At 70.6% G+C, this 17,294-nt stretch carries 14 protein-coding genes; 7 read left to right on the top strand and 7 right to left on the bottom strand.

The window, feature by feature from the left end; all coding sequences use genetic code 11:
- Nucleotides 1-271 precede the first annotated feature (271 nt).
- From ACFC1I_RS09150 to ACFC1I_RS09180, 7 genes are all read right to left on the bottom strand, one after another.
- Nucleotides 272-1,099, bottom strand: a complete 828-nt coding sequence (locus tag ACFC1I_RS09150) for an endonuclease domain-containing protein (RefSeq protein ID WP_376008206.1) — start codon at nucleotides 1,097-1,099, stop codon at nucleotides 272-274.
- A gap of 291 nt (nucleotides 1,100-1,390) precedes the next feature.
- On the bottom strand, nucleotides 1,391-2,029 hold the full coding sequence (locus ACFC1I_RS09155) for a DNA-directed RNA polymerase subunit beta (protein ID WP_376009326.1): 639 nt from the start codon (nucleotides 2,027-2,029) through the stop codon (nucleotides 1,391-1,393).
- 107 nt (nucleotides 2,030-2,136) lie between these two features.
- On the bottom strand, nucleotides 2,137-2,544 hold the full coding sequence (locus ACFC1I_RS09160) for a VOC family protein (RefSeq protein WP_376008208.1): 408 nt from the start codon (nucleotides 2,542-2,544) through the stop codon (nucleotides 2,137-2,139).
- A 59-nt stretch (nucleotides 2,545-2,603) separates the two neighbouring features.
- Nucleotides 2,604-2,951, bottom strand: coding sequence for a helix-turn-helix transcriptional regulator (locus ACFC1I_RS09165; protein WP_045298308.1), 348 nt, complete (start codon nucleotides 2,949-2,951; stop codon nucleotides 2,604-2,606).
- Between the two features lie 128 nt (nucleotides 2,952-3,079).
- The gene (locus ACFC1I_RS09170; protein ID WP_376008210.1) at nucleotides 3,080-3,913 is read right to left on the bottom strand and encodes an anti-sigma factor domain-containing protein; all 834 of its coding nucleotides are present in this window, start codon (nucleotides 3,911-3,913) and stop codon (nucleotides 3,080-3,082) included.
- On the bottom strand, nucleotides 3,913-4,515 hold the full coding sequence (sigK, locus tag ACFC1I_RS09175; RefSeq protein ID WP_376008212.1) for an ECF RNA polymerase sigma factor SigK: 603 nt from the start codon (nucleotides 4,513-4,515) through the stop codon (nucleotides 3,913-3,915). The genes ACFC1I_RS09170 and sigK overlap by 1 nt, the downstream gene beginning before the upstream one ends.
- 33 nt (nucleotides 4,516-4,548) lie before the next feature.
- Nucleotides 4,549-6,267 (bottom strand): cytochrome c biogenesis protein CcdA, encoded by a 1,719-nt coding sequence (locus ACFC1I_RS09180; RefSeq protein ID WP_376008214.1) that lies wholly within the window; start codon nucleotides 6,265-6,267, stop codon nucleotides 4,549-4,551.
- 224 nt (nucleotides 6,268-6,491) lie between these two features.
- Here ACFC1I_RS09180 and ACFC1I_RS09185 point away from each other — a divergent pair, with 224 nt between their 5' ends.
- From ACFC1I_RS09185 to ACFC1I_RS09215, 7 genes are all read left to right on the top strand, one after another.
- Nucleotides 6,492-7,154, top strand: a complete 663-nt coding sequence (locus tag ACFC1I_RS09185) for a fasciclin domain-containing protein (protein WP_376008216.1) — start codon at nucleotides 6,492-6,494, stop codon at nucleotides 7,152-7,154.
- A gap of 195 nt (nucleotides 7,155-7,349) precedes the next feature.
- Nucleotides 7,350-8,735 (top strand): serine/threonine-protein kinase, encoded by a 1,386-nt coding sequence (locus ACFC1I_RS09190; protein ID WP_376008218.1) that lies wholly within the window; start codon nucleotides 7,350-7,352, stop codon nucleotides 8,733-8,735.
- Between the two features lie 459 nt (nucleotides 8,736-9,194).
- Nucleotides 9,195-12,902: a nitrate reductase subunit alpha gene (locus ACFC1I_RS09195; protein ID WP_376008220.1), complete on the top strand. Its 3,708-nt coding sequence runs from the start codon at nucleotides 9,195-9,197 to the stop codon at nucleotides 12,900-12,902.
- Nucleotides 12,902-14,593 (top strand): nitrate reductase subunit beta, encoded by a 1,692-nt coding sequence (gene narH / locus ACFC1I_RS09200; RefSeq protein ID WP_376008222.1) that lies wholly within the window; start codon nucleotides 12,902-12,904, stop codon nucleotides 14,591-14,593. The genes ACFC1I_RS09195 and narH overlap by 1 nt, the downstream gene beginning before the upstream one ends.
- Nucleotides 14,590-15,213, top strand: coding sequence for a nitrate reductase molybdenum cofactor assembly chaperone (gene narJ, locus ACFC1I_RS09205; RefSeq protein ID WP_376008224.1), 624 nt, complete (start codon nucleotides 14,590-14,592; stop codon nucleotides 15,211-15,213). The genes narH and narJ overlap by 4 nt, the downstream gene beginning before the upstream one ends.
- The gene (narI, locus tag ACFC1I_RS09210) at nucleotides 15,213-16,001 is read left to right on the top strand and encodes a respiratory nitrate reductase subunit gamma (protein ID WP_376008227.1); all 789 of its coding nucleotides are present in this window, start codon (nucleotides 15,213-15,215) and stop codon (nucleotides 15,999-16,001) included. Before narJ ends, narI begins: the two co-directional genes overlap by 1 nt.
- On the top strand, nucleotides 15,998-17,284 hold the full coding sequence (locus tag ACFC1I_RS09215; RefSeq protein WP_376008229.1) for a nitrate/nitrite transporter: 1,287 nt from the start codon (nucleotides 15,998-16,000) through the stop codon (nucleotides 17,282-17,284). Before narI ends, ACFC1I_RS09215 begins: the two co-directional genes overlap by 4 nt.
- The last annotated feature ends 10 nt before the right edge of the window (nucleotides 17,285-17,294 follow it).

The following is a 17,294-nucleotide window of genomic DNA, read 5'->3' on the forward strand; positions in this document are numbered from 1 at the left end:
ATGCCCGGGCCGCGCCGGCCGCCCGGGCCACTGTGCTTCCGTCGTTGCAGCGCCGCCGCAGCCTGTCGCGTTGCAGCCCTGCCGCTGCGCGACCCGAGGCTCCCGCACCGCCGAGGGGCGTAGCATCCACTCCCCGACACAACATCGGATCCGCAGGTGCGGAGCCGCCGGGCGACACGCCGATGATGGATGCCTCGACCCGGCGTGTTGCGCAGGCCATCCGCACCTGCGGATCCGATTCTGTGTCGGCGAGCACGGCGCACCGCCGCCGTCACACCAGGTGCAGGCCGCGATCGATGAAGCCGAGGATGGCCAGCTCCACGGTGGGCCAGTCATGCACGACCATCGCGTAGTCGAAGCGGAGAGTGACGTACCCCCAGGACGCGGCATGCGCGTCGCGCACGAGGTCTTTGTGGCGGTGGGATTCCCCGTCGTGGTTCGGCGCGCCGTCGACCTCGACGATGAGGCGGTCGCCGATGAGGAAGTCCACGCGCCCGACCGAGACCACATTCATCTGCGTGCGCACGGGCAGCCTTCGACTCCGAAGCCGCCAGCGCAGCAGCGACTCGAGCCCGCTGTCGGCGTCATCGCGCGAATAGTTGATGGCGACGCGCGCCTCGGGACCGACGCGCTCGCGGAGCCACTTCAGACCCGACGCCGTCAGCAGGTGCTGTCGCCGGGCGGACTCCAGCACCACGAAGAACTCCTCGATGCCCCGGCAGATCAGGATCTGCCGCAGAATCCTCGGAACGGTGGGCAGCCCGAACGCATCCTTCGTCGTGCCCTCGTCCCAGTGGGTGACGCAGCGGCAGCCGTCGTGCACGTAGGACCGCCCGTGCGCACGCAGCCACACGTGCGGAGTCGTGTCGGTCTCCAGCACCCACAGCCCGGCGTGACGCGCCGCGGTCAGGCAGGCGATCGATCCCCCGTGCGCGGCTGCGACCGTGACGTCAGCGCACGCGCCGTCCATGGCGTACACGCCGCGACGCAGTGCACGGCGTCCACCGTCGGCCACCTCTTCGCGTAGCCGCGCTCGCGTCATGCCGGCGGCGCTCAGTTCGCGGTACGTCGCCACTGCGGGCTGATCGACACTGCACATGCGCCCATGCTGGTGGGCGCAGCATCCACTCGTCTGCTCGGCGGGGTGATCTGTGGAGCGTTCGCCTCCCGCCTCCCCTGGGGAGGATCCCCCGCTCGACCGAACACAGAATCGGATCCGCAGGTGCGGAGACACCGGGCGACACGCCGATGATGGATGCCTCGACCCGGCGTGTTGCGCCGACCATCCGCACCTGCGGATCCGATTCTGTGTCTGGAACGGCGGCGCGGGAGCCGAACGACGGCGTACACGGGGCACGCCCGCGGGTGGGACTCGGGAGGTGGTCGACGGTCAGGTCAGGGCGTCGCGGCGCCACAGGGACGCGCAGGCCGCGAGGTCGGCGGCATAGTCCGAGAGGCGCAGGGCGCGAGTGGTGAACGACGACGCACGCTCAGGCTCGGTCGCCTCGTAGTCGTCGGCGATGTGGGTGGCGCCGGACGCCTGCACGCGGCAGAACGCGGCCGCGCGGTCGAGCGCGACGGCGAAGTCGCCCTCGAAGAGGCCGCGCAGGATGGTGTCCACCAGCGCGACGAGCTCGTCCGGTCCCGCCGGTGAGGGAGCGCCCGCCACCACGTCGTCGGCGGAGGCGAGCTGGGCACGGCCGCGCTCGTACAGGAGCGCGGCCGTGCGCGGGTCGTCGTGGATCATGAGCTGCACCAGGTACAGCCGCCACAGCGCGCCCGGAAGGGTCTTCGCGGGAGAGCGCGACCACAGCTCGGCGAGGTCGTCGATGCCGTGCTCGTCGGTGAAGGCGACGAGCCGGTCGACGACGGTGCCGTCGGGGTCGGCCCGCACGCGGGCGAGCAGGGCGTGCGCGGTCGTGTGCGCGACGCGGGACACCTCGGCCGGGTCCTCGGCGGCGAACAGCCGGTCGAACATCTCGGCCGGCCGGCGCACGGGCTTGTGGAACTCCCTGGACGAGTCGCTCATTCCGTCCAGGCTACTCGCCGCCACGAGCACGGGCTCGCGGGCGAGCTCCTGTTCGAGCTCGCGCTGCAGGGCCGCGGCCCACGGCAGGCACATGACCGCGCTCCGCCTCAGACCTGGTTGATGCGGATGTGGTTGCCCGCCGGGTCGCGGAACGCCGCGTCGCGCGGACCCCAGCCCTGCTCCTTAGGCTCCTGCAGCACCTCGGCGCCGAACTCGCGCAGCTTCTCGAAGGTGGCGTCGAGGTCGGTGGTGGTGAAGACGTACGGGCCAGGGCCCGATCCCTTCACCACGAGACGCTGCAGCGAATCGCCGTCCTCGGGCGAGCGGCCGGCGGTCGGGTCCGACACGACGAGCGAGAGGCCGGGCTGACCGGGGAAGCCGAAGCTCACCCAGCGGTGGCCGTCGTAGGCGACGTCGTTGACGACCTCGAGGCCGAGTCCGTCGCGGTAGAAGGGGATGGCGGCGTCGACGTCGTCGACGGTGATGGGGCTGTACGCCAGGGCGATGTTCGTCATGGCTGCCACGCTATTGCGCCGCGGCGGCGCGCGCTTCTCCGATCCTGCTCGGTTGCGGATCAGGCGTAGCGCGTGGGGCGCGTGAGGATCTTCGCGACGCACAGCGGCATCGCCTCGGCGGCGTCGTGCGGGCGCGAACGGTACGAGCTCGGCGTCTCGCCGACGATCTCGGTGAACGTCGAGCTGAACGAGCCCAGCGAGGTCGCGCCGACGGCGGTGCAGGCATCCGTCACCGACATGCCCTCCCGCAGCAGCGCCATGGCGCGCTCGATGCGCCGGGTCATCAGGTACGCATAGGGCGTCTCGCCGTACGCGGCCTTGAACTCGCGCGAGAAGTGCGCCGGCGACATGAGCGCCTTGGTCGCCATCGTGGGCACGTCGAGCGGCTGCGCGTAGTCGCGGTCCATGAGGTCGCGCGCGCGGCGCAGGTGTGCGAGGGTCTGGGTCGTCTGGGGGGCGGATGCCACGGCCTCACGCTACCCGGATCGACGACGTCGCGCCGCGCCCGCGCGGCTCAGCGCGCCGCACCCCGGTGTCAGGCTGTCGGGATCGTGACGATCGGGTCGGAAGACGGCTCCCCCGTCGGCGAGCCGCCCTGGGGTTCGACCGTGACCGCGATGACGTCACCCGGCTCCATCGAGCCGTCGAGCAGCGCCGTCGTCGTGCCGTCGGCGGACTCGAACACCCCGGCGGGCACCGCCGCGCCGTCGCGCACGAACCAGAGCTCGAAGCTCTCGTCGTCGGCTATCTGGGGCAGTCCCTGCGAGACCAGCACGACCTTGCCGACGGACTCCGACCAGTGCGCCGTCGCCGTGCCGCCGTCGGTCAGCTCGGCCGTCGACGACTGCGCGTCGGGCGCGCCCTCGATCTGCTGCAGCGCCACGATCTCCGCCGGACGGGTCATGTACTCGTTGAGCTGCACGGCGCCGAGCCCGAGGGCGACGAGCAGCACCATCGAGGCGGCGAGCGCCAGGATGCCGCGGGTCCACCGGCGTCGCGACACCGCCTGGATCACCGCTGTCGGCGGAGGCGGCGGGGCAGCCGGCCCTTCATCGGGCTGCTCGGGAGCGGTCGCCGGGGCCGGCGTCCAGCGGTCGACGGGATCTGCGGTCGCGGCCACCGCCGCGTCCATCGCCGGCAGCTGCGGCGTCGTCGCGATCCGCGAGAGCAGTGTCGAGCGCAGCGTCAGCGGAGGCACGGCATCGGAGACGGTGTCGGCGAGCACCGCGGCGGTGGCGGCATCCGTCTCGATCCAGTGCTCCCATTCGGGGTGCGCGCGGCGCGCCGCGTCGAAGGCCGCGCGGTCGGCGGGCGACAGCGCGTTCAGCGCAGCGCCGGCGGCGAGCTCGGCGAATTCCTGCTCGTCCATCACGCGGTCACCCCCATCTCGGCTCTCAGGCGGGACAGGCCGTCCCGCATCCTCGTCTTGATCGTCCCCAGCGGCGCCCCCACCAGGGCCGCGATCTCGCTCTGACTGTAACCCCCGTAATACGCGAGGGTGAGCGCCTCCCGCTGCGCATCGGGAAGCCCCGACAGCGCGACCGTCACCTTCTCACCCTCGATGCGCAGCTCGACCTGTTCGGCGACCCCGTCGTGGGCGACGTCGAGGTTCCGCAGGCCCGCGCGCACGTCGCGATCGCTCGACGCCTGCGACGACCTCACGCGATCGACCGCCCGGCGGTGCGCGATCGTCAGCACCCACGATCGTCCCTGACCTCTGTTCGGAGCGAACCGCGAAGCGGATTGCCACACCTCGAGGAAGACCTCCTGCAGCACCTCCTCGCTCTGCGCGCGGTCGACGAGCACGCGCAGGATCAGACCGAACACGCGAGGCGAGAGCATGTCGTAGACGCGCGCGAACGCGGCCTGGTCGCCCGCGGCGACACGCTGCAGCAGCTCCCCGATGTGGTCGACGGGGTCGGTGCCGTCCTCGGGCACGTCGATTCCGTCGATCACCATGTCCACCAGCATGCCTTACGCACCTCCCTCCGACCCGCCGTGGCCTCACCCGAAGGTGAACGAGTACACTTCCACGCCCGGCGACACCTCGGCGTCGAGAACGTGGGTGCGTCCGTCCCCCGTGTTCTCGGCGACGGCGTAGGAGCGGGGCGTGCCGGAGACAGCCACGATCTCTTCGCCGCCGCCCTCCAGGCGCACGCGCACCTCGCCTTCGCCCGCGAGCACCATGCGCACCTCGTCGGCATGGAATCGCAGACGGATGCCTCCGCCGCCGTCGCCCGAGGGCGTGGCGTACTGCGTCTCGATGCGCCAGGCGCCGTCGAGAGCGAACGAGTCATCCGGCTGCGCCGCGGGCAGCGCATAGTCCCCGTCGCCCGCGCGATAGGAGCCGTCGCCGCCGTAGTTCACGTCCTTCGCAGACCCCAGGAACGTCTCCCGCGTGCGGCTCGCGTCGGGGGTGTCGTCGGCGACGTCGGTCGGAGCGGGCAATACGACTCCCGGGTGGGCGTCTTCCAGGAGTTCGCGGATGAGCTTCTCGGTCGCGGCGTAGTTGCCCTCACCGAACGCGATGTGGCGCACGGTGCCGTCGGCGTCGATCAGGTAGTGCGCCGGCCAGTAGCGGTTGCGGTAGTTCGTCCAGGTGGACAGGGAGTTGTCGAGGGCGACGGGATAGGTGATCCCGAAGTCGCGCGCACCCGCCGCCACGTTGCCCGCGTCCTTCTCGAAGGCGTACTCGGGCGAGTGGATGCCGATCACCCGGAGTCCCGCGTCGCGGTAGGCGGCGTCCCATGCCACCACGTGCGGGATGCTGCGCTGGCAGTTGATGCAGGAGTACGCCCAGAAGTCGATGAGCACGACCTCGCCCTTGAGGTCTTGCAGGTCGACGGCCGCGCCGCCCGGGGTGTTGAGCCAGGCCTCGATGCCGCGGAGGCTCGGGGCCGTGCCGCAGGACTCCAGCTCGGGCGCGCCGTTCGTGCACTTGTCGAGGTCGCGGTTCTCATCGGTGACGAGGCCGCCGAGGTCGAGGGCCCGGCGGGCATCGGGATTGTCGGTGAGGTCGCGCTGGATGCCGGCGGTGTAGTCGGGAACGAGGCGCTGCAGCAGCTGCGGCACGTTGAACACGAGGCCGACGGCGAGCGCGAGCATCGCAATACCGGCGGCGATGCGCAGGCCGCGCTCGTGGGTGCGGAACGCCCGGATGCGTTCGATCAGCCCCCGCCCGGCGAGCGCGAAGAACAGCAGCGGGACCGCGACGCCGATCGCGAACGAGACGGTGAGCACGACGGTGCCGACGTCGATGCGACCGGTCGAGCCCGCGACGATGATCGCGGCGAGCACCGGTCCGGCGCACGGCACGAACACGGTGCCGAGGGCGAGCCCCACGCCGTAGCCGCTTCCCCGGTTCTGCACCTCCGTGCGCCGGGCGAGCTTCTGGAACGGCCTCTCGAGCACCCGTTCGAAGCGCGGCACGAGAAGGCCGATGCCGATGAGCACCAGCACGGCGATGCCCGCCCACCGGAGCACGTCCTGGGGCAGGCCCAGGGCGCCCAGCAGCAGGGAGCCGAGCAGCGTGACCAGGGTGAAGCTCGTGATCAGCCCCGCGATCACCAGATACGGCCGCCACCGCGAGGCCGGCACCGCGTCGCCCTCCCGGCGCGCCGACTGTGCGCCTCCGGTGAGGAAGATGACCGGCAGCACCGGCAGGATGCACGGCGAGATCCCCGTGATGAGTCCGCCCAGCAGACCGATGATGACGAGCTCCATGCGTCCCCCTCGTGTGTCACGAGTAGTTCGCGCCGGTTGCGGGTTCGGATTGCGCACACCGCGGACGGATGCTGCGGACGCGGGGGCGCAACATCCATTCCGTCCGATCTGCAATCCGATGTCGCGAGCCCTCCGAACAGTCCGTGTAGCCGCTCCCGCGGCACGCACCCCGGCACCGGGGGAACGAACACCGCGGTCCGACGACCGCATCAGAGGAGGAAGACATGTCTCGCATCACTCGGAAGCGGATGTCGGCGGGGCTCGCCCTGGCGGTGGCCGCGACCTTCGCGCTGTCCGCCTGTTCGATGGGCGGATCGACCGCAGAACCCACGACCGAACCTTCGACGCCCTCCATGGAGGCCAGCGAAGAGCCGATGGCCACCGACCCCGCCGCCGACCTCGTCGGGCCCGGCTGCGCCGCGTACGCCGAGGCTGTGCCGGACGGCGCGGGCTCGATCGAGGGCATGTCGGCCGATCCGGTCGCTGTCGCAGCATCCAACAATCCGATGCTCACGACGCTCACCGCCGCAGTCAGCGGCCAGCTGAACCCCGACGTGAACCTCGTCGACACCCTGAACAGCGACGAGTTCACCGTGTTCGCGCCGGTGGACGACGCGTTCGCGATGATCGACCCCGCCACCATCGAGTCGCTGAAGACCGACAGCGCGACGCTGACGTCGATCCTGACGTACCACGTGGTGCCCGGACGGATCGAGCCGGCCGACATCGCGGGCACCCACACCACCGTGCAGGGTGCAGATCTCGAGGTCACCGGCGAGGGCGACATGTGGATGGTGAACGACGCCAACGTGATCTGCGGCGGCGTGCAGACCGCCAACGCCACGGTGTACCTCATCGACGCGGTCCTGATGCCTCCGGCTCAGTGACCCGATGCCGGCGTCACGCCGGCCATGCGGGGGCGGCGAGGCCGCCGGCGCCAGCGAGGTGCGCCGGCGGCCTCGTCGCGTCGTTGCATGTCGGCGATGGCTCGTCAACCCCTCGGCACACGAGCAACCCACTCCCTACGGTGGAAGAGGCCCGATGCGGCGCCGGAGGGGTGCGGGCATCGGTCGGGAGGACTTGTGACAGACCTGCTCGCGTCCGGGGAGCTCGCCACCGGCGAACTCCTGGACGGGCGCTACCTGCTGCGGGAGCGCATCGGCGAGGGCGGCATGGCACGGGTGTACCGCGCCGACGACACGCACCTGCAGCGCCCGGTCGCCGTGAAGGTGTTCCGTGAGCCGACCGACGGCATCGGCTCCGTCGAACGCGCGCTGTCGGAGACGACACTGCTCGCGTCGCTCAGCCACCATTCGCTCGTGACGGTGTTCGATGCGCGCGTCGGCACCGACGAGACCAGCTACCTGGTGATGGAGCTCGTCGACGGCATCACCCTGCGCGACCTGATCGCGCGCGGACCGGTGGACCCGCGAGTGGTCGCGTCGGTCGCGATCGACATCGCCGAGGGCCTGCACGTCGCCCACGACCACGGGGTCGTGCACCGCGACATCAAGCCGTCGAACGTGCTGCTGTGGGCCTCCCCGCGGCCCGGATGGGAATGGCGGGCGAAGCTGGCGGACTTCGGCATCGCCTATCTCATGGACTCGACCCGTGTGACGACGCCGGGTGTCATCGTCGGCACGATGGCGTACGTCGCTCCGGAGCAGGCCAGGGGCGTGGTGCCGGCCCCGGCCGCCGACATCTACGCGTTCGGCCTGCTGCTGACCGAGGCGCTCACCGGCGAGCGTCCGTTCGCCGGCACCGAGGGCATCGGCACCGTGATGGCTCGGCTGTCGTCGGCGCCGAAGATCCCGGACTCGCTGCATCCGGCGTGGCAGGGGCTGCTGCGCGGCATGACGGCGATCCGGCCCGACGACCGGCCCACCGCGCTGGAGGTCGTCGCGACGGCGTCGCGTCTTGCGGCGATGGAGAACACGCTCGCCCGCGAGAACGCCGACCCGGCGACGGCCCCCATCGCGGCGATCGCCACCGAGCCGGCGACGGCCGACGTGGTGCCGCCGCGCCCGCCGGACCCGAAGACTGTCGCATTCTCGCCGACGGCGGCGCTGGCCGCCGAGACCGCCATGGCAGCGAAGCGGACGGATGCTGCGCCCCCGGCCTCGTCGGCCGCGACGCCGCATCGCGCCCGGCGCCGCGGGTACGTCGTGGGCGGCGTGGTCGCGGCGCTCTTGCTGGCCGGTGCGCTCCTCGGCGCCCTCTGGCTCTCGAGCCTGCCGAGCGGGAGTGCGGAGCCGGCACCGACGACGCCGGTGATCCAGGAGCAGCAGCAGACCCCCACCCCCACCCCCACCGAGGAACCGCCGCCCGCTCCGCAGGCGCCCGCTCCGCAGGCACCCGCGGTCGACGACGGAGGAGGCAGCGACAACAGCGGCCCGGGGAACAACAACGGCAACGGCAACGGGAACGGCCCCGGCAGCAACAGCGGCAACGGTAACGGGAACCGCTGACGTGCCCACGCGCATTGCGTTGCTAGGGTGGGAGAGCCCCTATAGCTCAGTTGGTTAGAGCAACGGACTTCAACAGAACAAAATGGAGCGCCGGCGCAGAAATGCGTCGGATGACCGCCGCTATATGCTGGGACGCCCTGAGAGCCCGAGGTACTCGCCACGTGTCTGACGACACCGGCAGTGACAATCCGAGGGATTGGGTAATCAGCAGGTAACCGCAAGGGAACCTCAGAGACTACACGCGGCGCACCTGACCGGCCCGGCCGAAGGTGAAGATATAGTCCAGACTGCAAGCCGGAGACGGTGGCTGGGGAAAGCCCAGTGCAGCAGGTTAATCCGTGGGTCCAGGGTTCGAGTCCCTGTGGGGGCACCACTGCGGCCGGCCGAGGTCACGCCAACCCGTTTTGACACGGTGGAACCTCTGGCGCACCGTCGCGACCTTTCGCTAGGGTCCGAGACATGACGCCCCAGATCGGTGTGGACGGTCCGGCTTCCGACGCCTTGCTGCGCGCAGGGCGGTTCTTCACGAGGTGGGACGAGACCGCCGATCACCGGGCGGCGTTCCTCCAGGGCGGGCGCGAGGGCGACGCGTTCTACCGCGACCGGTGGAGCCACGACAAGGTCGTCCGGTCGACGCACGGCGTGAACTGTACGGGCTCCTGTTCGTGGAAGGTGTACGTCAAGGACGGCATCATCACGTGGGAGGCCCAGGAGACCGACTACCCGAGCGTCGGCCCCGACCGTCCCGAATACGAGCCCCGCGGTTGCCCCCGCGGGGCTGCGTTTTCGTGGTACACCTACTCGCCCACCCGCGTGCGGTACCCCTACGTGCGCGGCGTGCTGCTCGAGGAGTACCGCGCCGCCAAGGCGCGCGGCAACGACCCGGTCGAGGCGTTCGGCGAGATCACGAAGAACCCCGAGACCCGCCGCCGCTACCAGCGGGCGCGCGGCAAGGGCGGGCTCGTGCGCGCGAGCTGGCGGGAGGCCGTGGAACTCGTCGCGGCCGGGTACGTGCACACGATCAAGGAGTACGGACCCGATCGGGTCGCGGGCTTCTCGCCGATCCCGGCGATGTCGATGGTGTCGCACTGCATCGGCACGCGCTTCACGCAGCTCGTCGGCGGCGTGATGACGTCGTTCTACGACTGGTATGCCGACCTCCCGGTCGCGAGCCCGCAGGTCTTCGGCGACCAGACCGACGTCCCCGAGTCGGGCGACTGGTGGGATGCCACCTACCTGATGATGTGGGGCTCGAACGTCCCCGTCACCCGCACGCCGGACGCCCACTGGATGGCGGAGGTGCGGTACCGCGGCACCAAGGTCGTCACCGTCAGCCCGGACTACGCCGACAACACGAAGTTCGCCGACGAGTGGCTGCCCTGCCAGGCAGGCACCGACGCGGCGCTCGCGATGGCCATGGGTCACGTCGTGCTCAAAGAGAACTACGTCGACCGCCGCGTGCCGTTCTTCGCCGACTTCGCCCGCCAGTACACCGACCTTCCCCACCTCGTGCGCCTCACCGAACGCGACGGCGCGTTCGTGCCGGGCACGTTCGTCACCTCGAAGGACCTCGGCGGCGACACTCCCGAGGACGAGTGGAAGACGGTGGTGCTGGATGCTGCGACCGGCGCCCCGCGGGTTCCCAACGGCTCGATGGGGTTCCGGTATGCCGCGTCGGGCGAGGGCCGCTGGAATCTCGACCTCGAGGGCGTGGAACCGGCGCTCTCCATCGCCGATCTCCCCGCCGCGGCTGGTGCAGTGGAAGCGGTCGAGGTGCTCCTCCCCCGCTTCGACGCGGCCGACGGCGAGGGCGCCGTCCTGCGTCGAGGAGTGCCCGCGACGCGGGTGAACGGCATCCTGGTCACCACCGTCCTCGATCTGATGCTCGCCCAGTACGGCGTCGCCCGGGACGGGCTGCCGGGCGAGTGGCCGACCGGGCTCGACGACGCGGAGTCGCCGTACACACCCGCGTGGCAGGAGGAGATCACCGGCGTGCCGGCGCAGGCCTGCACCCGCATCGCGCGCGAGTTCGCCGCGAACGCGGTCGAGTCGAACGGCCGGTCGATGATCATCATGGGCGCCGGCATCTGCCAGTGGTTCCACGGCGACGCGACCTACCGCGCGATCCTGGCGCTGCTGATCCTCACCGGCTCGATGGGGCGCAACGGCGGCGGCTGGGCGCACTACGTCGGGCAGGAGAAGTGCCGTCCGATCACCGGGTGGCTCTCGCTCGCCAACGCGCTCGACTGGTCGCGGCCGCCGCGCACCATGATCGGCACCGCCTACTGGTACATGCACACCGACCAGTGGCGCTTCGACGGCTACTCGGCCGACGCGCTGGCGTCGCCGCTCGCCGAGGGCAACCTCGCCGGCATGCACACGGCCGACACGATCGCCCAGTCCGCGCGGCTCGGCTGGATGCCGTTCTACCCGCAGTTCGACGTCAACCCGCTCGACCTGGCAGACCGGGCCGACGAAGCGGTGGCGAACGGGGAGGCGGCGGACGCAGCATCCTTCGTCGCCTCGAAGCTCGCGTCCGGCGACCTGCAGCCCGCGATCGCCGACGTCGACGCCCCCGAGAACTGGCCGCGCCTGCTCACGCTGTGGCGCTCGAACCTCATGGGATCGAGCGCGAAGGGCAACGAGTACTTCCTCAAGTACCTGCTCGGCACGCACAACAACGTCATGGCGACCGATGAGGCCAGCGTGCGCCCGAACGACGTGAAGTGGCACGACGAGATCCCCGAGGGCAAGCTCGACCTGCTCGTGTCGGCGGACTTCCGCATGACCTCGACGACGCTCCTGTCGGACGTCGTGTTCCCCGCGGCGACCTGGTATGAGAAGCACGATCTGTCGTCCACCGACATGCATCCGTTCGTGCACGCGTTCACCCCGGCGATCGACCCGCCGTGGGAGGCGAAGAGCGACTTCGACCTGTTCCACGCGATCGCGGTCGAGTTCTCGTCGCAGGCGCGCACGCACCTCGGCACCCGGCGCGACCTCGTCTCGGTGCCGATGCAGCACGACACCCCCGGCGAGACGTCGCAGCCCGGCGGCGAGGTGCGGGACTGGGCGCGCGGCGACACGGCGGGCGTCCCGGGCAGGACGATGCCGCAGTTCACGGTCGTCGAGCGCGATTACACCGCGATCGCCGACAAGCTCGCGGCAGTGGGGCCGCTCGCCGACACGCTGGGGTTCACGATCAAGAACGTCACGTACGACGTGGCGCACGAGGCCGAACGGCTCGCGCAGAAGAACGGCGTCATGCTCGGCGGCGCGGCCGACGGGCGGCCCGCGATGGACACCGACGTCAAGATGGCCGAGGCGATCCTCGCCTTCTCGGGCACGACGAACGGCGAGCTCGCGTCGCAGGGCTTCCGCTCCCTCGAGAAGCGCGTGGGCAAGCCGCTCGCCGACCTCGCCGAGGGGTCCGAAGAGAAGCGCATCACATTCGCGATGACGCAGGCGGCACCCGTGCCGGTGATCACGTCACCCGAGTGGTCGGGATCCGAGACCGGCGGGCGCCGGTACGCGCCGTTCACGGTCAACATCGAGCGGCTGAAGCCCTTCCACACGCTCACCGGCCGCATGCACTTCTACCTCGACCACGCGTGGATGCGCGACCTCGGCGAAGCGCTGCCGATCTACCGCCCGCCGCTCGACATGCACCGGCTGTTCGGCGAACCCAGGCTCGGACCGAACGGCGAGCAGCAGGTCGTGGTGCGGTACCTCACGCCGCACTCGAAGTGGTCGATCCACTCGGAGTACCAGGACAACCTCTTCATGCTGTCGCTCTCGCGCGGCGGCCCCACCGTCTGGATGAGCCCGGCGGACGCCGCGGCCATCGGCGCCGCCGACAACGACTGGGTCGAGTGCGTCAACTCGAACGGTGTGCTGGTGGCGCGGGCCATCGTGTCGCACCGCATGCCGACCGGCGTCGTCTACGTGCACCACGCGCAGGAGCGCACGATCGACGTGCCCAAGTCCGAGGCGACCGGCCGGCGCGGCGGCATCCACAACTCCGTCACGAGGCTGCTCGTCAAACCCACGCACCTCATCGGTGGGTACGCACAGCTGTCGTACGCGTTCAACTATCTCGGCCCGACCGGCAACCAGCGCGACATGGTGGCGACGGTACGCCGCCGCTCGCAGGAGGTGGTGTTCTGATGCGCGTGATGGCCCAGATGGGCATGGTCATGAACCTCGACAAGTGCATCGGGTGCCACACCTGCTCGGTCACCTGCAAGCAGGCGTGGACGAACCGCGCCGGCACCGAGTACGTGTGGTTCAACAACGTCGAGACACGGCCGGGCCAGGGCTACCCGCGCCGCTACGAGGACCAGGAGCAGTGGCACGGCGGCTGGACGCTCAACAAGCGCGGCCGGCTGTCGCTGCGCACGGGCAGCCGACTGAAGCGCCTGCTCACGATCTTCTCGTCGCCGGTGCAGCCGAAGCTCGAGGACTACTACGAGCCCTGGACCTACGACTACGAGACGCTGATCGACGCCCCGCTCGGCGACGACTTCCCCGTCGCGCGGCCGAAGTCGCTCATCACCGGCGAAGACACGAAGATCACGTGGTCGGCGAACTGGGACGACGACCTCGGCGGCGCGTCGGAGATGGGCCACCTCGACCCCATCGTCGAGCGCGTGCGGCGCGAGTCGGAAGACACCATCAAGCTGCAGTTCGAGAAGACCTTCATGTTCTACCTGCCGCGGATCTGCGAGCACTGCCTCAACCCGTCGTGCATGGCGTCGTGCCCCTCGGGCGCGATCTACAAGCGCGCCGAGGACGGCATCGTGCTCGTCGACCAGGACCGCTGCCGCGGCTGGCGCCAGTGCATCACCGGGTGCCCGTACAAGAAGATCTACTTCAACCACAAGACCGGCAAGGCCGAGAAATGCACCATGTGCTACCCGCGCCTCGAGGTCGGCATTCCGACGGTGTGCTCCGAGACGTGCGTCGGGCGCCTGCGCTACCTGGGCCTGTTCCTGTACGACGCCGACCGCGTCACCGAGGCCGCCTCGACGCCCGATCCGAAGGACCTGTACGAGGCGCAGCTCGACCTCATGCTCGACCCGAACGACCCCGAGGTGATCGCGGCGGTCCGCGCGCAGGGCGACATCCCCGATGACTGGATGGATGCCGCGCGCCGCTCCCCGGTCTACGCCCTGGCGAAGACCTACCGGGTGGCGTTGCCGCTGCACCCCGAGTACCGCACGATGCCGATGGTCTGGTACATCCCGCCCCTGTCGCCGATCGTCGACCTGCTGCGGGACCAGGGTCACGACTCCGAGGCCGCGGGCACCCTCTTCGGCGCGATCGAGGCGCTGCGGATCCCCGTCGAGTACCTCGCCGAGCTCTTCACCGCGGGCGACACCGACATCATCACGGGCGTGCTGTGGCGCCTCGCGGCGATGCGCTCGTACCTGCGTGACATCACGCTCGAGCGGGACCGCGACGAGTCGATCCCCGCGGCCGTGGGCATGACGGGCGAGTCCATCTACGCGATGTATCGCCTCCTCGCGATCGCGAAGTACGAGGACCGCTACGTCATTCCGACCGCCCACTACGAGCGGGCGCACGAGCTCGAGGAGCTCGGCTGCTCGCTCGACTTCGACGGCGGCCCGTACGGCAACGAGTCCGGCATGTTCGGCGAGGCGAGCGGCCGGCCGGTGCCGGTCGCCGTCGAGACCTTCCACGCCCTCAAGGAGCGCCAGACCTCCGACGCCGCCGCGAGCGGCGAGGCGCTGCGCGGTCGCGTCAACCTCCTCAACTGGGACGGCAACGGTGCCCCGCCCGGCCTGTTCCCCCCGAAGGAGTCGACTCCGGGTGCCTCGGCCGGAGGCTCGTCATGAACGTCCGGGTGGTGTACCAGGCGGCGTCGCTGTGCCTGAGCTACCCCGATGAGGGCGTACTCGGCTCTTCGGCGCTGATCGGCCAGGCCTTGACGGAAGCCGCGCCGCGGGCCGCAGCATCCTTCGCCCCTCTTCTCGAGTGGTGGGAGAAGACACCGGCGTCCGAGGTGCAGACCGTGTACGTCGACACCTTCGACATGTCGCGGCGGCACGCGCTGTATCTCAGCTACTGGACCGACGGCGACACGCGCCGGCGCGGCGCCGTGCTCGCCGACCTGAAGCGGCGGTATCGCGAGGCGGGTCTCGCGATCGACGGCACGGGCGAGCTGCCCGACTTCCTGCCGCTGGTCCTCGAGTTCGCGCGGCATGCTCCGAGCGAGGGTGCGGCGGTGCTGCAGGAGTACCGCGCGAGCCTCGAGCTCATCCGACTCGCCCTCGCCGAACGCGGGTCGCCGTATGCCGGCGTCGTGGCCGCGGTGTGCGACACGCTCCCGGGGCGCTCCCCCGCCGACCGGCAGCAGGCCATGGCGATGGCCGCGGCCGGGCCGCCCCGCGAATCGGTCGGACTCGACGCCTACGACCCGCGGCTGCTGCCGCTCGAGCCGGTCGGGAGGCGCTGATGGACCTGTTCCTGTGGGGCATCCTCCCGTACGTCATGGTCGCGGTGCTCGTCGGCGGCACGATCTGGCGCTACCGCTACGACCAGTTCGGGTGGACCACCCGCTCGTCGCAGCTGTACGAGTCGCGGCTGCTGCGGATCGGCTCGCCGCTCTTCCACTTCGGCATCCTCGTCGTGATCATCGGGCATGTCATCGGCCTCGTGATCCCCAAGGCGTGGACCGACTTCTTCGGCATCTCGGACGAGATGTACCACCTCGCCGCCCTCGGCCTCGGCACGGTTGCGGGAATCGCGACGCTCGTCGGCGTCGGCATCCTGATCTATCGCCGCCGCACCACCGGGCCGGTGTTCATGGCGACGACGAAGAACGACAAGACCATGTACGTCGTGCTGGTGGCCGCGATCGTCGCGGGCCTCGCGACCACGGTGCTGGGAGTCATCGGGCCGCACCAGGAGCTCACCTACCGCGACACGGTCTCGCCATGGTTCCGGTCGCTTTTCGTCTTCCAGCCGAACATCGCCGCGATGAGCGAGGCGTCGCTCGATTACCAGATCCACACAGTGATCGGCATGGTGCTGTTCATGATCTGGCCGTTCACGCGGCTCGTCCACGCGTTCACGGCGCCGGTGCACTACCTGTTCCGCCCGTACATCGTCTACCGCTCGCGCGACGGGCGGCCGACGACGGCGCGCGGCATCCGCCGCGGCTGGGCGCCGGTGGGCACCACTGACCGCACCCCCGACCGCAAGGCTTCGACCACAGGCAAGACGGGAGGCACACGACGATGACGACGGTCCCCACTCCCCCTCCCCACGGCGCTGGCGCGCCGCGGCGAGCCTCCGGGGGCGGGGGCCCAGCCGGGGCCACCGCCGCGCCGAACACCCAGGCCCTGCCGGGGCGCACGAAGAACCTCCTGCTGGCACTGCTGGCCTTCACCATCACGTTCTGGGCGTGGAACCTCGTCGCGCCGCTCGCGGTGCAGTACACCGCCGAGATGGGGCTGACCTCGACCGAGGCCTCGCTCCTCATCGCGACGCCCGTGCTCGTCGGATCGCTCGGCCGCATCCTCACCGGCGCGTTCACCGACCGCTACGGCGGCCGCCTGATGTTCACGGTGCTGACAGCGGCTTCCGCCGTGCCCGTGGTGCTGGTGGCCCTCGCCGGAGTATGGGGGTCGTATCCGCTCATGATCGCGTTCGGGTTCCTGCTCGGCATCGCCGGCACGACCTTCGCGATCGGCATCCCGTTCGTCAACGCCTGGTACGAGCCGGCCAAGCGCGGCTTCGCCACGGGCCTGTTCGGCGCCGGCATGGGCGGCACCGCGCTGTCGTCGTTCTTCACTCCGCGCATGGTGGCGTGGTTCGGCTACGTCGCGACGCACATCATCATCGCGGTCGCGCTCCTCGTCGTCGCGCTCATCGTGTGGCTGTTCATGCGGGACTCCCCACTGTGGAAGCCGAACACGGCGCCGGTCATGCCGAAGCTCAAGGCGGCGTCGAAGCTCGCCGTCACGTGGCAGATGGCGTTCCTCTACGCCGTGACCTTCGGCGGCTTCGTCGCGTTCTCGACCTACCTGCCGACCTACCTCAAGGAGGTCTACGGGTACGACCTCGCCGATGCCGGCGCCCGCACTGCGGGTTTCGCGATCGCGGCGGTGATCGCCCGGCCGGTCGGCGGCTGGCTGTCGGACCGCATCGGCCCGGCGACGGTGCTCAGCATCTCGCTCGGCGGCGCCGCCGTGATGGCCGTCGTCATCGCCCTGCAGCCGCCGCCCGAGCTCCTGGCCGGAGCGTCGTTCGTGCTGATGGCCCTCTTCCTCGGTCTCGGCACGGGTGCGGTCTTCACGTGGGTCGCGCAGCGGGCGCCCGCCGAACGCGTCGGCACCGTCACCGGCATCGTCGGCGCCGCGGGCGGGCTCGGCGGCTACTTCCCGCCGCTGGTGATGGGCGCGACCTACAACGCCGAGGCCCACAGCTACACGATCGGGCTCAGTCTGCTGTGCCTGACCGCGCTCCTGGCCCTCGGCTTCGTGATCTACCTGGCACGCAAGGGGCGCCAGGCGGCGGTGTGACCGTCGGGTC

The sequence above is a fragment of the Microbacterium sp. NPDC056044 genome, from assembly GCF_042267145.1.
Classification (GTDB): domain Bacteria; phylum Actinomycetota; class Actinomycetes; order Actinomycetales; family Microbacteriaceae; genus Microbacterium.